Source organism: Rhodococcus sp. SG20037, assembly GCF_031763325.1.
In the GTDB taxonomy this organism is placed as follows: Bacteria; Actinomycetota; Actinomycetes; order Mycobacteriales; family Mycobacteriaceae; genus Rhodococcus_F; species Rhodococcus_F qingshengii.
The window spans coordinates 4,167,222-4,180,476 of record NZ_CP134497.1 but is presented as its reverse complement, the minus strand read 5'-3'; the positions used below and the strand labels follow the sequence as shown (position 1 = coordinate 4,180,476).

Below are 13,255 nucleotides of genomic sequence, written 5' to 3'. Positions count from 1 at the left end.
CGGATGCTGCATGGACTCTGGTCACCGGGATCGGGGCTCAAACTGTGGGTCGACGGGCACGACGGTGCCGGGACCGACGATCCCCGTGATCCGGTCAGTGCTGTCCTGCATCGCAAGTTCCGTCATCGTGTGAATGTCGCTATGCCGCCCGTACCTGGCGGGCCTTTGCAGAGTGAGTACGCAGCTGTTGCGTTGGCGCCGCCGGACGCAGTCGATCTCCTGCTGCGGTTCAAGGCCGACGATCAGCGAATTGCGGGAGACCTGCACTTTCTCGTACATGTGGCGCGAGGAATAGACCGGTGGGTGCGCGCCGGACGGGTGGTGCCGGCGCTGACGCGAGCCGAGGGTAGTTGGTGGCCGCGGTGGCAGTTGTCTGTGGGGGAACGCCAGCGCGCCTGGATCGGCGAATTGGTAGTGGCCATGCCGCCGGTGCAGCGGGCGGTCGGTTCGCCGAGGGCGACGATCGAAGACATCACGAACGAACTCACGGACCCGATCGTCCGTCGTGCTCTCGGGGACTCAAATCCGGTGGTGCAGACCCCGCTGTGGCAGGCCGTATTGTCCGGGGATGCTTTCGACGACGTGTCGGTACGAGCGGCCGAGGGACTCGCCGAATGGGGGTCGACGTTCACCGCCGGAGAGCCGGACCTGGTTCTGCGGCTGATCGAGCCTGAACTCGACGACAATTCCGATCCCGACGACGATGCGCTGTGGCGTCTGCAAGTGTGTTTGCGTCCTGAAGGTGAAGCGCCCGAACGTGTTCGACTGCACCGGGCAGATCCCAAACGTATCCAGCTCGGCAGCCGCAAACTCGAAGAGGCAATCAAGGCTTACCCACGTTTTCGCGACGTGCCGCGTGACGAGGACAGCCTCGACCTGTTGCTGCCCACACCTGTCGTGATGGACCTGGTCGGACACGGCGCGATTGTCCTGCGAGAGCGAGGGATCACGCTGCTGCTTCCTCGCGCATGGAACGTGGTGTCTCCATCCCTGCGTGTGCGCGTGACCTCGGCGGCATCTCCGATCGTTGCGGAGAATCGTACGGTCGGTATGGACCAATTGCTGGAATACGATTGGGAATTGGCGCTCGGAGACAAGGTACTCACCGCCGAGGAAATGACCCGACTCGTCGATGCGAAGTCCGATCTGGTCCAGTTGCGCGGCGAGTGGGTTCAGGCGGACAAAGACGTCCTGGCCCGCGCGGCTCGTTTTGTCAGTCAGCGGCACTCGAGCGGGGACCGAGCGATCGTCGATCTGATCAAGGACTTGATCGCCGACGACCTCAAAGACCTGCCGGTCGAGGAAGTGAAAGCAACTGGATGGGCCTCGGCACTGCTCGACCAGTCGGTGGCTCCGCGGCAGGTCGCGGTACCGTCGACGGTCAACGCGACTTTGCGTCCGTATCAACGACGCGGTCTCGACTGGTTGGCGTACATGAGTGCTCTCGGGCTCGGCGCTGTTCTGGCCGACGACATGGGTCTGGGTAAGACGCTGCAACTGTTGGCGTTACTTGCGCACGAGAAGTCCAAGACAGCAACCCTTTTGGTGTGCCCGATGTCGGTTGTGGGTAACTGGCAGCGTGAATCGGCGCGATTCGTGCCGAGCTTGCGCGTCTACGTTCATCACGGTTCGGATCGCGCTACCGGGGCGGAGTTGGAACAGGCAGTTCGTGAGAGTGATCTGGTGATCACCACCTACGCGCTCATGACCCGCGACGTCGCGGCCCTCAAGGATATCGACTGGCGGCGCGTAGTGCTCGACGAGGCTCAACACATCAAGAACGCCAAGACATCTCAGGCGAGAGCTGCTCGCAGCATCCCCGCGGATCATCGCGTTGCTCTGACCGGAACGCCGGTGGAGAACCGACTGGACGAGCTGCGGTCAATCCTCGATTTTGCCAATCGCGGTGTACTCGGCTCGGAGCAGATGTTCCGCAAAAGGTTTGTCGTGCCGATCGAGCGGGAAAAAGATCAGCTTGCCGTCTCGCGACTGCGAGCCGTCACGTCCCCCTTTGTGCTGCGGCGCGTGAAGACCGATCCCGCCGTGATCGCGGATCTCCCGGAGAAGTTGGAGATGACGGTTCGAGCGAATCTCAGCGAAGAGCAGGCCGCGTTGTACCGCGCCGTGGTGGACGAGATGATGGCGCAGATCAAGGGGACGGAAGGGATGAAGCGCAAGGGCGCCGTCCTGTCTGCGCTGACCAAACTCAAACAGGTGTGCAATCATCCCGCGCACTTCCTGCGCGACGGTTCGCCGGTGATGCGCCGCGGGCAACACCGTTCGGGAAAGCTCGGACTGGTCGAGGACATCGTCGAGTCGGTCATCGGCGACGACGAGAAGGTTCTGTTGTTCACACAGTTTCGTGAGTTCGGCGAATTGGTGGTGCCGTACCTGGCCGACCGGTTCACCACCGAAGTTCCGTTTCTCCACGGCGGAGTGTCGAAAGCCGGGCGCGACGCAATGGTCGAGGCATTTCAAGGTGAAGGCGGCCCGCCCATCATGGTGCTCTCGCTCAAGGCCGGCGGCACGGGTCTGAATCTCACGGCGGCCAACCATGTGGTTCACCTCGACAGATGGTGGAACCCGGCGGTAGAGAACCAGGCGACGGACCGTGTCTTCCGCATCGGTCAGAGAAAGAACGTTCAGGTACGCAAGATGGTGTGCGTCGGAACCTTGGAAGAGCGAATCGACACGATGATCGCGAGTAAAAGTGAACTCGCCGAACTTGCAGTCGGGACCGGTGAGAACTGGGTGACGGAGATGAGCGTCGAGCAACTGGACGAGTTGTTGCGACTCGGCGACGACGCGGTGGGCGAATGAGTCCGCGCGGTAAGGGCCCCGATTTCAGTGAGTACACCGGGTCCCGACGGCGAGCACCCGCGCCGGTCAAGCCTCGTCCAGCGTTCGGGAGAACATTCTGGGGCAAGGCTTTTGTCCGCGTCGTCGAAGAGATCGGCGACAAACCTCGTGTCACGCGTGGGCGAACGTATGCGCGTTCGGGTCAGGTTTTGGCGCTCGACATCGAACCGGGAGTGGTGACGGCCGAGGTTCAGGGCAGCCAACTTCAACCTTTCGTTTCCACGCTGTCGATCGACACTCTTGATCAATCGGATATCGACGACATCATCACCAAGATCCGCCGAGTGCCGGGAAGCCTTGCCGCGCTGGTGTCCGGCACTGTCCCGGACATGCTTGCTGCCCAACTGATACCGGACGGCCCGTCGGCTTTCCGATTCGACTGCACCTGCCCCGATGTCGGCTGGCCGTGCAAACACGCTGCGGCCGTGGCGTTCTTGACTGCCGAGCGGATCGACACCGATCCGCTCAGGTTGCTGAGACTTCGCGGGGTCGACCTGGAGCAGTTGATCGGGGGAGTGGAAGACGAGTCGACTGTTTCGGTGGACGTCGAGAATTGGTTCGGAATCGCGGCTGCCCTCCCTGCGCTACCGAAGGTGCCTTTTCGCGCGGCGATCGACGATCTGGATATCAGGCGGTTGCGCGAGGCGGTTGCGGCATTGGGATTGGACATGGCTCAGCAGAACGTCGCCTTGGACGAAATACGGTCCATCTACCGACGGTTGGACGGTTGAAATCGGACAACTCCGGACTGGTGCTAGTTTCCTGTCGTAAATTCCAGTATCGTTAATTGGACCGGTCCGGTCGGGACCTGCCTGCGATTTCAGGTCGTTGTCGTCGGCGAATAGACGACTATTCATTTCTCGGAGGGACAGTCGCTGTGATGCCCGTTCATTTGCGCGACAGCGCAATACCCAAACACGAGCAGTTGCGCACCATTCTCCTGCGCAAGTGCACCCAAGAGCTCCAGCCTGGCGACTTGATGACCAGCGAGCGAAACCTGATGCAGGACTACGGCGTCAGTCGGATCACGGTTCGCGAGGCAATCGGGCAACTGGTCAATGACGGACACCTCGTTCGCGTGCGTGGCAAGGGAACCTTCGTTGCGCACCGTGCTGTCCAATCCAAGCTGCACCTTGCATCCTTCACCGAGGAAATGCGCGCCCAGGGGCATCACCCCACGACGGTGGTCCTGGTCAGCGAACAGGGGCCGGTCCCCGAAAACACTGCTGCCGCACTGAATATGCGACCGGGTTCCGACGGTTACCACGTCAAGCGCTTGCGCCTTGCCGACGGCGAGCCGGTGAGCGTGGACGACGGCTGGTTCAATCCCGAACTGTTGCCGGGTTTACTCGACATGGACTTGACGGGTTCGATCTATCGGGCAACCGCCGACAAGTACGACAAGCCGATCGATCGGGCAGAGCAGACAGTCAGTGCAGATGGTGCCAGTACGGAGATCGCGACTCTCCTGGGCACTCGTAAAGGCGCTCCGGTTCTGTACTTCGATCGAGTGTCGTTCAGCGAGATCGCACCGGTCGAGCACACTCGCAGTTGGTACCGATCCGACCGCTACCAGTTGCAGATGGAAGTCCAGGGCCAAGCGCGGCCCAAAACGCGCGGCGACCAATAGTCATCGTTCGAAGCGAAAGGGCGAGCACACCTTCCGGTGTGCTCGCCCTTTGCGCTACGCCGACCAGTCGAACAGAGTGTCGCCAGTGGTGACGTCCCTACCGACGGAAGGGGATTCGACGGTGTCCGGTTTGGAATCCATTACGACAACCGGGCAGATCGCCGAGTAGCCGGTCGTGTCGATGTGCGCTGGATCGAAGCTGACAATGGGATCACCCGCATCGACGGTGTCACCCTCGGCGGCGATGAGCGTGAATCCGTCGCCTTCCAGCTTGACCGTGTCGATGCCGATATGGACCAGCACGCCGGTGGCCTTCTCGCCGAAGATCACAAACGCGTGGGGGTGCAGTTTCAGGATCTTTCCGCTGATCGGCGCCACGACCGTGAGCGGGCCTTGACCGCGGGCGGGTTCGATCGCGACGCCCGAGCCGACCATCTGCTGAGCGAACACCGGGTCCGGGACGTCCGCGAGTGCGACGACCCGGCCGGGCAGCGGGGCGAGGACGACCGTCACAGGATGTCCTCGATGTCCTCGGCAAGGGTGTCGGCCTCGGGCCCGACGATGACCTGGACAACCGTTCCGGCTTTGAGCACGCCGTGTGCGCCGGCAGCCTTGAGAGCGGACTCGTTCACCTTCGCTCCGTCCTTGACCTCGGTACGCAGGCGGGTGATGCAAGCCTCGATCTCGACGATGTTCTCTGCGCCGCCGAGGCCCTTGATGATTGCTTCCGCTTTCGACATTTGCTGCTCCTGATTGTCGGCTTGGTCGTGATCGTTGAACGGTCGTACAGGTGGGCTGACTAGTTGCTGGTCAAGGCTATCCCGGTTACGTATGTCACATTTGGGTGTTGACAACTCGCCTCCACCAGGTAAAACTACAACTGGTTATGACCGGACAGTACCCGTTGGAAGTCCGGCTCCACAACAGTTTCGACAAAACGGTTTCGGCCTCACTTCCGAGCAAGAACCGTGACCTGCATTTTCACGAAACCTGCACGTGTACGACACCCGAATTTCCAGAACCAGCGGCCGATCGCGACGCGGCCCGGCGAACGAAGAAGGTCCTTGATGACTCTCGAAGACACCCCGAAGAAGGAATCGAAAGTGTTCGCCGGGGTTCAACGCCTCGGCCGAAGCTTGATGCTTCCGATCGCCGTTCTGCCGGCTGCGGGAATCTTGCTCCGCCTCGGCCAGGACGACCTGCTCGGGCGATTCAGTTCGATGCACAGTGCTGCTGCAGTGATCTCTGCGGCAGGACAAGCAGTCTTCACGTGGCTGCCGCTGATCTTCGCCGTCGGTATCGCGATCGGCTGGGCCAAGAAGGCCGACGGATCGACTGCCTTGGCAGCCGTCGTCGGCTACATGGTGATCGACGGCGTGTTCAAGGCGATGTCGCCGATCGTCCTCGAAGGGAAGACGGACCCGAACGGGGATCAATCCCTGATCAACTACGGTGTGCTCGCCGGTATCGTGATGGGCTTGCTGTCGGCGATCTTGTGGCAGCGGTTCTATCGAACGAAGCTTCCCGATTATCTCGGGTTCTTCAACGGGCGCAGGCTCGTTCCCATCCTGACAGCGATCACCGGTCTTGTGGTCGGTGTCCTGATGGCATTCGTGTACCCCTTGTTCAACTCCGGCCTCAACTGGGTCGGTGAAGCAGTTGCTTCCAATACCGTTGTGGGCGGCGGCATTTACGGCGCAGCGAACCGCCTCCTGATCCCCACGGGCCTGCACCACATCTTGAACTCCGCCGTGTGGTTCCTGATCGGCGACTACCAGGACGCGAGCGGTCAGATCGTTCGCGGTGACCTCAACCGGTTCTTCGCCGGCGACCCCTCCGCTGGTACGTTCATGACCGGCTTCTTCCCGATCATGATGTTCGCCCTCCCCGCTGCAGCCTTCGCAATCTGGCGCAACGCCAAGCCTTCTCAGAAGAAGCTCGTCGGCGGCATCATGCTCTCCACCGGCCTGACCGCATTCCTCACCGGTATCACCGAGCCGCTCGAATTCTCCTTCATGTTCGTCGCGTGGCCCCTGTACGTCATCCACTCGCTCCTGACCGGAACGTCGATGGCCTTGGTCAATGCGCTCGGGATTCACGACGGATTCACGTTCTCCGCAGGCTTCTTCGACTACGTGTTGAACTTCGGCAAGGCAACCAACGCATGGATGTTGATCCCGATCGGACTCGGCTACGCCGTGATCTACTACTTCCTTTTCAGCTTCGTCATCAAGAAGTGGAATCTGCGCACGCCAGGACGAGAAGAAGAGGTCGAGGTGGCCGCAGGTGAGCCCGACCCAGCGCTGCTCGAGGCCGAACTGGCACTGGCTGCCGAAGGTGACAGCCGCACCGACGCCCCGCTCGTCGCCGAACTGGAAAACAAGCTCGACAAGGAACTGGAAGGACGCTGAACATGGCGATCGCAACCACGACAATCGGATCCCGCGTCGGACTCCACGCACGACCCGCAGCGCTCTTCGCGCGCGCCGCAGCCGATCTACCGGTAGACGTCACCATCGCGCTCGGCGACGGCGAACCCGTCGATGCCTCCAGCATGTTGTCTGTCATGACTCTCGGTGCAGCATTCGGGGATTCGGTGACCTTGCGTGCTGACGGTGACGGCGCCGACGCTGCGGTCGGTTCGCTCGCAGAGCTTCTCGCATCCGAACTGGACGAAGCTTGATGACGGCGAGTGTGGACCACCGCATCGCGGGTATCGGAGTGAGCGCGGGTTCGGTCTGCGCGCCGTGGTTGCGATTCTCCACGCCTGAGCCGACCTCGGCGTCGGACCCGATCACAGGCAGTCCCGAGGCGGAGCTGATCAGGATCCGTGAGGCACTGAACGCCGTCGCGGAGGAACTGCTCTCGCGTGCAAAGACAGTCGAGGGCGTCTCCGCGGAGATCCTGACGACGTCGGCTGCGATGGCGCGCGACGCGGGCATCGTGAAGGCGGCCAAGGCGAACCTGGAATCGGGGCTGCCGACCGCACACGCCGTCGCAGTCGCCTTCGACGCCTTCTGTGAAAAGCTCACGGCGCTCGGCGGGTACATGGCCGAACGGGCAACCGATCTGCGCGATCTCGGGCAGCGAGCCGTGGCCGTTCTTCGAGGGGAGCCGATGCCCGGAATCCCCACTCCCGGTTACCCGTACATACTGGTGGCGCGCGACCTCGCTCCGGCGGATACGGCGACGCTGGGCAGCAGTGACGTGGTCGGATTGTTGACTGCCGAAGGAGGTCCGACCAGCCATACGGCTATCTTGGCGAAGTCGCTCGGAATCCCGGCCGTGGTCAACTGCTCGGGAACCGATCTGCTGGCGGAGGGGAAACCTCTCATCCTCGACGGCACCACCGGGACGGTCACCATCGATCCCTCGGCAGAAACGCGCGAGCGCGCAGTCCTCGAAGCATCGTTCGTGGCAGAGCAGTCGGCTTCGGCACAGGGTCCAGGACGCACGCGTGACGGGTTCGCGGTGAGGTTGTCGGCCAACATCGGAACCCTCGAGGACGCGGCGCGGGCCGGAGCGGCGGATTGCGAGGGCGTCGGACTGTTCCGTACCGAATTCTCGTATCTCGGGCGTCACGACGCACCGTCGGTGGAGGAGCAAGCACAGACGTACGCGTCGGTGCTCGGGCACTTCGCCGGACAGAAGGTGGTGGTCCGCACTCTCGATTCGGGTTCGGACAAGCCGTTGCCGTTTCTCGATCTCGGGGTCGAGGAGAATCCGGCCCTTGGTATCCGCGGGCTCCGTGTCGGCACGGTTTATCCCGACACCCTCATCAGCCAGCTCGACGCCCTCGCGGCGGCCGGCAATGCGACGGGTGCCGATCTGTGGGTCATGGCGCCGATGGTAGCTACGGCCGACGAGGCGAAAGACTTTGCAGAACTTGCGCGTTCGCGGGGGATCGGCAAGGTCGGAGCAATGATCGAGGTTCCAGCTGCAGCGTTGCGGGCGAAGGATATCCTCGAGCACCTCGATTTTGTCAGTATCGGTACCAATGATCTGAGCCAGTACACCTGCGCCGTGGATCGTATGGCCGGAGGCCTGGCGCAACTGCTCGATCCGTGGCAGCCGGCGGTCCTCGATCTGATCGCGATGGTCGGTCAGGCGGGCGCCGATGCCGGAAAACCTGTTGGTGTGTGCGGAGAATCCGCGTCGGACCCGCTGTTGGCTCCGGTTCTGGTCGGTTTGGGCGTGACGAGTCTGTCGATGTCGGTCCCGGCATTGGGCGCAGTTCGCGCGCAACTGGTCTCTCTCGATCTGGCGGTGTGCAAGGACATGGCCGCGGCGGCGCGGGGCGCGCGAAACCCGATCGAGGGTAGAGCGGCCGTCGCGCGGATTCGCGAGTCGGCATGAGTACATCAGGCTCGGCTACTGTCGGCGATCCGATCGTATTGCGGGGAACTGTGATCGGATCTCCGGCCGGGAAGATTCACGACGGAGTCGTCGTCGTGGACGGCGAAAAGATCAGTTGGGTCGGCTCGGCTGCGGACTATGTGGCGTCCACACCCGTCGTCGTCATTCCGGAACGCACCGACGCGGTGATCATGCCCGGCCTGATCGATGTCCACAGCCACGGCGCCGCGGGTGCTGGTTTCCCGAACACCGACGCCGATGGAGCGAGCCGCGCGGCGGCGCATCATTGTGAGCACGGCACGACCGGAATGCTGGCCAGCCTGGTCTCCGCACCGCGCGCAGATCTGGTGCGACAAGCAACGATGCTCGCCGATCTGGTCGAACGCGGAGAACTTCTGGGTATCCACCTCGAGGGGCCGTTCATCAACGGCGTCCGCTGCGGTGCCCAGGATCCGGCGGCGATCATTCCCGGTGATCCGGATCTGCTCGAAGCCGTGTGTGACGCCGCGCGTGGGACCGTGCGGTCCATGACCTTGGCGCCCGAGACCGAGAATTTCGAAGAGTTGCTCGCGATCATGCGTCATCGCAACATCGTGCCGAGTTTCGGTCACACCGATGCCGACGCGGCAACGACGTCGGCGCGGATCGATGCTGCGGTGCAGGGGGATTGGGCCGGACAGATCAGCGCGACCCACCTCTTCAACGGGATGCCGCCCCTGCACCATCGATCTCCGGGTCCCGTCGCGGCGTGCCTGGCGGCTGCCGCGAGAGGCGAGATGGTGGTGGAACTGATCGCAGACGGTGTGCATCTTGCGCCCGAGACCGTGTCGATGGTCTTCGACGCTGTCGGACCGGACCAGATCGCCTTGGTCAGTGATTCGATGGCCGCGGCGGGAATGGACGACGGCGACTACCAACTCGGTGCGCTCGACGTCACGGTTGCCGACGGAGTGGCAAGACTCGCGACCACCGACGGCAGTTCCGGTGCCATCGCCGGAGGGACTGCAAGATTGCTCGACGTGCTTCGCAGCACTGTCTTCGACGGCGGCGTCGCGCTGGAAGACGCTGTGGCAGCGGCAACTCGGAGCCCAGCGCGTCTGCTGGGACTTGGCGACCTGATCGGATCGCTAGCCGTGGGCTGCCGAGCCGACATCCTGATCACCGATCGTCACTTGCGCCTGGGGCGTGTACTACTCGGCGGAAAAGTCGCCGGAAAGGAAAAATCATGGAAATCGTAATTCAGCCGACACCCGCGGAGGTCGACTCGACCGTCGCGGACATCGTCGAAGGCTACGTCAGAGCCGGGGCGACGACGCTCGGTCTCGCAACGGGGTCGTCGCCGATCGGAACCTATCGTGAACTGGCAGCGAGGCATCGCGACGCCGAACTCGACTTCTCGCTGGCTCGGGCATTCCTGCTCGACGAGTACCTGGGATTGCCGAAACGCCATCCGCAGTCGTACTACTCGGTGATTCGGTCGGAGTTCGTCGATCACGTCAACCTGGATCCCGCGATGGTGTCCAGTCCCAACGGTGAAGCGCCGTGCCCGGAGCAGGAGATCGCCCGGTACGACCAGAGCATCGCGGCGGCCGGGGGAGTGGACGTGCAGTTGCTCGGCATCGGTACCGACGGCCACATCGGCTTCAACGAGCCCGGATCGTCGTTGACCTCGAGAACCCGCGTGAAGACGCTGACCGAGCAGACCCGGATCGACAACGCACGCTTCTTCGACTGTGTGGACGACGTCCCACATCACGTGCTCACCCAGGGGCTCGGAACCATCAGCGATGCAAGGCATCTGGTGATGATCGCGACCGGAGAAGGCAAGGCTGACGCGATCGCCGCTGCCGTCGAAGGTCCGTTGTCTGCCTTCTGCCCGGCTTCGGTGATGCAATTGCATCGCCATGTCACCGTCGTCATCGACGAAGCTGCGGCCAGTTCACTCAAACTTGCCGACTACTACCGGTATGCGCTCGAACACAAGCCGTCGTGGCAGTCCTTCTGACATGACGGTTCTGGAGCTGGCTGTGCAGGACGTGCGGGGGGCGAGGATCGCGCGTTCGGTGGGAGCGACTCGAGTCGAGTTGTGTGCGGCACTCGGCCCGACGGGGGGATTGACGCCCAGCATCGGAGTGATCGAGGCTGTGTCGGAAGTGGGGATCGCGGTTCACCCGCTGATCCGTCCGCGCGCCGGAGGTTTTGTGTTCTCACCCGACGAAGTGTGGGTGATGGAGCACGACGTACATGCTGCTGTGGCCGGTGGAGCTTCCGGCATCGTGATCGGCGCGCTGACAGAAGACAATTCGATCGACACCGTCGTGCTGCGCCGCATCATCGGATGCGTGGACCGGGCGAGAGTCGAGGTGACAGTACATCGTGCGATGGACGTGGTGACCGACCGTCTGACCGCGCTGGACGAACTGATCGACCTGGGCGTGACCCGCGTGCTGACGTCCGGGGGTGCGGACACTTGCAATGAGGGACTCGACGAGATCGGTCGAATGGTCGAACATGCCGCGGGCCGGATCCAGATCATGGCCGGTGGCGGAATAACCGTCGACGACATCCCGGCAATCGCCGCCGTCGGCGTCGATGCGGTGCATCTCTCGGCGCGCAAGGTTGTCGCAGTTTCCGGCGGACCTGGTGGGGGATCGGACGGATACGACGTCACCGATGCAGTAGTCGCGCAGGAAGCGGCAGCCGCGCTCCGCGCTGTGCGCCTTTATTAACCCCCCGCGGTTAATAAAGGCGCACAGCCCTTGGGCTCTAGACATACATGGACATCCAACTATAGGATGGTAGACATATTCACTGCTGCCTCCTGGGCGGTCCATACGAGCAAGGAACGGGTTAGCACAATGGTTGAAAATGCGACGGTTCACGAGTTGACGCACTTCGTCGGTGGCAAGCGTGTTCCCGGGACATCTGATCGATTTGCGGACGTGTTCGATCCCAACACCGGCAAGGTGCAGGCCCGCGTCCCCCTCGCGAGCAAGGCCGAGACCGAAGCCATCATCGCCAATGCCGAAGAGGCGCAGCAGGTGTGGGCAGCGTTCAACCCGCAGAAGCGCGCCCGCGTGCTGATGAAGTTCCTGCAGCTCGCTCAGGCCGAGATGGATTCTCTGGCCCGCCTCCTCTCGTCCGAGCACGGCAAGACCGTCGCCGACGCCAAGGGTGACATCCAGCGCGGCCTCGAGGTCATCGAGTTCGCCGTCGGCGCTCCGCACCTGCTCAAGGGTGAATTCACCGAGAGTGCCGGCACCGGCATCGACGTGTACTCCATGCGTCAGCCGCTCGGCGTCGTCGCCGGCATCACGCCCTTCAACTTCCCCGCGATGATCCCGCTGTGGAAGGCCGGCCCCGCCCTCGCCGCCGGTAACGCCTTCATCCTCAAGCCCTCCGAGCGCGACCCCTCCGTGCCGCTGCGCCTGGCCGAGTTGTTCCTCGAAGCGGGACTGCCCGCGGGTGTGTTCAACGTGGTCAACGGTGACAAGGAAGTTGTCGACGTTCTGCTCACCGACGATCGCATCAAGGCCGTCGGCTTCGTCGGCTCCACGCCGATCGCTCAGTACATCTACGAGACGGCCGCAGCTCACGGCAAGCGCGCACAGTGCTTCGGTGGCGCCAAGAACCACGCGATCGTCATGCCGGACGCCGACCTCGACGAGGTTGCCGACGCCCTGATCGGTGCGGGCTACGGCAGCGCCGGCGAGCGTTGCATGGCCATCTCGGTTGCCGTTCCCGTCGGCGAGGAGACCGCGGACGCTCTTGTCGCGAAGCTGAAGGAGCGCGTCGCGAAGCTCAAGATCGGTCGCAGTGACGACGAAGGCGTCGATTTCGGACCGCTCGTTTGCCAGGATGCCCTCGACCGCGTCAACAACTACGTGCAGATCGGCATCGACGAGGGCGCAACGGCAGTCGTCGACGGCCGCGGCTTCACCCTCGAAGGCCACGAAGGTGGATTCTTCGCCGGCGCAACCCTGTTCGACAACGTCACCTCGGACATGCGCATCTACAAGGAAGAGATCTTCGGACCCGTCCTTCAGGTGGTCCGCGCTGCCGATTACGAAGAGGCACTGCGTCTTCCGACCGAACACGAGTACGGCAACGGCGTCTCCATCTTCACCCGCGACGGCGACACCGCGCGTGACTTCACCGCTCGCGTCAACGTCGGCATGGTCGGCGTGAACGTGCCGATCCCGGTCCCGATCGCGTACCACACCTTCGGTGGCTGGAAGCGCTCCGGATTCGGTGACCTGAACCAGCACGGTCCCGACTCCTTCCGCTTCTACACCAAGACCAAGACCGTGACGCAGCGCTGGCCTTCCGGCAAGAAGGAAGCAGGTCAGGAGGGTCGCTCCGTAGACTCCGCTCCTGACAACCACTTCGTCATCCCCACGATGAACTGAT

12 protein-coding genes are annotated in these 13,255 nt (G+C 63.0%); 10 read left to right on the top strand and 2 right to left on the bottom strand.

What is annotated here, in order from left to right; all coding sequences use genetic code 11:
• Positions 1-3 precede the first annotated feature (3 nt).
• The 3 genes from RHP72_RS19110 (at position 4) to RHP72_RS19100 (ending at position 4,489) form a co-directional block, all read left to right on the top strand.
• Positions 4-2,820, top strand: coding sequence for a DEAD/DEAH box helicase (locus RHP72_RS19110; protein ID WP_234552397.1), 2,817 nt, complete (start codon positions 4-6; stop codon positions 2,818-2,820).
• Positions 2,817-3,590: an SWIM zinc finger family protein gene (locus RHP72_RS19105; RefSeq protein WP_081558094.1), complete on the top strand. Its 774-nt coding sequence runs from the start codon at positions 2,817-2,819 to the stop codon at positions 3,588-3,590. The genes RHP72_RS19110 and RHP72_RS19105 overlap by 4 nt, the downstream gene beginning before the upstream one ends.
• 149 nt (positions 3,591-3,739) lie before the next feature.
• The gene (locus RHP72_RS19100; RefSeq protein WP_007726130.1) at positions 3,740-4,489 is read left to right on the top strand and encodes a GntR family transcriptional regulator; all 750 of its coding nucleotides are present in this window, start codon (positions 3,740-3,742) and stop codon (positions 4,487-4,489) included.
• 54 nt (positions 4,490-4,543) lie between these two features.
• Here the strand turns inward: RHP72_RS19100 and RHP72_RS19095 are convergent, their stop codons facing one another.
• Together RHP72_RS19095 and RHP72_RS19090 are read right to left on the bottom strand one after the other, a co-directional pair.
• Entirely contained in the window at positions 4,544-5,002 is a 459-nt protein-coding gene (locus RHP72_RS19095) for a PTS glucose transporter subunit IIA (RefSeq protein ID WP_063316888.1), read from the bottom strand.
• Positions 4,999-5,229, bottom strand: a complete 231-nt coding sequence (locus RHP72_RS19090; RefSeq protein ID WP_003941324.1) for a glucose PTS transporter subunit EIIB — start codon at positions 5,227-5,229, stop codon at positions 4,999-5,001. The genes RHP72_RS19095 and RHP72_RS19090 overlap by 4 nt, the downstream gene beginning before the upstream one ends.
• Before the next feature lie 327 nt (positions 5,230-5,556).
• Between RHP72_RS19090 and RHP72_RS19085 the strand changes: the two genes are divergently transcribed.
• The 7 genes from RHP72_RS19085 to RHP72_RS19055 all read left to right on the top strand — a co-directional run bounded on the left by RHP72_RS19085 (position 5,557) and on the right by RHP72_RS19055 (position 13,254).
• A complete protein-coding gene (locus RHP72_RS19085) occupies positions 5,557-6,900 on the top strand; it encodes a PTS transporter subunit EIIC (protein ID WP_003941307.1) in 1,344 nt (447 codons plus the stop codon).
• A 2-nt stretch (positions 6,901-6,902) separates the two neighbouring features.
• A complete protein-coding gene (locus RHP72_RS19080; protein WP_003941322.1) occupies positions 6,903-7,172 on the top strand; it encodes an HPr family phosphocarrier protein in 270 nt (89 codons plus the stop codon).
• Positions 7,172-8,845 (top strand): phosphoenolpyruvate--protein phosphotransferase, encoded by a 1,674-nt coding sequence (gene ptsP / locus RHP72_RS19075; RefSeq protein ID WP_311093694.1) that lies wholly within the window; start codon positions 7,172-7,174, stop codon positions 8,843-8,845. Before RHP72_RS19080 ends, ptsP begins: the two co-directional genes overlap by 1 nt.
• The gene (locus RHP72_RS19070; protein WP_080712786.1) at positions 8,842-10,083 is read left to right on the top strand and encodes an N-acetylglucosamine-6-phosphate deacetylase; all 1,242 of its coding nucleotides are present in this window, start codon (positions 8,842-8,844) and stop codon (positions 10,081-10,083) included. Before ptsP ends, RHP72_RS19070 begins: the two co-directional genes overlap by 4 nt.
• Positions 10,071-10,850 (top strand): glucosamine-6-phosphate deaminase, encoded by a 780-nt coding sequence (nagB, locus tag RHP72_RS19065; RefSeq protein WP_311093693.1) that lies wholly within the window; start codon positions 10,071-10,073, stop codon positions 10,848-10,850. Before RHP72_RS19070 ends, nagB begins: the two co-directional genes overlap by 13 nt.
• Position 10,851: 1 nt before the next feature.
• A complete protein-coding gene (locus RHP72_RS19060) occupies positions 10,852-11,574 on the top strand; it encodes a copper homeostasis protein CutC (RefSeq protein WP_050655248.1) in 723 nt (240 codons plus the stop codon).
• A gap of 129 nt (positions 11,575-11,703) precedes the next feature.
• Positions 11,704-13,254, top strand: a complete 1,551-nt coding sequence (locus RHP72_RS19055; protein WP_042445510.1) for a CoA-acylating methylmalonate-semialdehyde dehydrogenase — start codon at positions 11,704-11,706, stop codon at positions 13,252-13,254.
• Position 13,255: the final 1 nt, after the last annotated feature.

What these genes read in the sequence shown, in the direction of transcription:
- RHP72_RS19100 (WP_007726130.1), top strand. Translation starts at nt 3,740, where the DNA reads ATGCCCGTTCATTTGCGCGACAGCGCAATACCCAAACACGAGCAGTTG.
- RHP72_RS19055 (WP_042445510.1), top strand. Translation starts at nt 11,704, where the DNA reads ATGGTTGAAAATGCGACGGTTCACGAGTTGACGCACTTCGTCGGTGGC.
- RHP72_RS19105 (WP_081558094.1), top strand. Translation starts at nt 2,817, where the DNA reads ATGAGTCCGCGCGGTAAGGGCCCCGATTTCAGTGAGTACACCGGGTCC.
- nagB (WP_311093693.1), top strand. Translation starts at nt 10,071, where the DNA reads ATGGAAATCGTAATTCAGCCGACACCCGCGGAGGTCGACTCGACCGTC.
- RHP72_RS19110 (WP_234552397.1), top strand. Translation starts at nt 4, where the DNA reads ATGCTGCATGGACTCTGGTCACCGGGATCGGGGCTCAAACTGTGGGTC.
- RHP72_RS19080 (WP_003941322.1), top strand. Translation starts at nt 6,903, where the DNA reads ATGGCGATCGCAACCACGACAATCGGATCCCGCGTCGGACTCCACGCA.
- RHP72_RS19060 (WP_050655248.1), top strand. Translation starts at nt 10,852, where the DNA reads ATGACGGTTCTGGAGCTGGCTGTGCAGGACGTGCGGGGGGCGAGGATC.
- RHP72_RS19090 (WP_003941324.1), bottom strand. Translation starts at nt 5,229, where the DNA reads ATGTCGAAAGCGGAAGCAATCATCAAGGGCCTCGGCGGCGCAGAGAAC.
- RHP72_RS19070 (WP_080712786.1), top strand. Translation starts at nt 8,842, where the DNA reads ATGAGTACATCAGGCTCGGCTACTGTCGGCGATCCGATCGTATTGCGG.
- RHP72_RS19085 (WP_003941307.1), top strand. Translation starts at nt 5,557, where the DNA reads ATGACTCTCGAAGACACCCCGAAGAAGGAATCGAAAGTGTTCGCCGGG.
- ptsP (WP_311093694.1), top strand. Translation starts at nt 7,172, where the DNA reads ATGACGGCGAGTGTGGACCACCGCATCGCGGGTATCGGAGTGAGCGCG.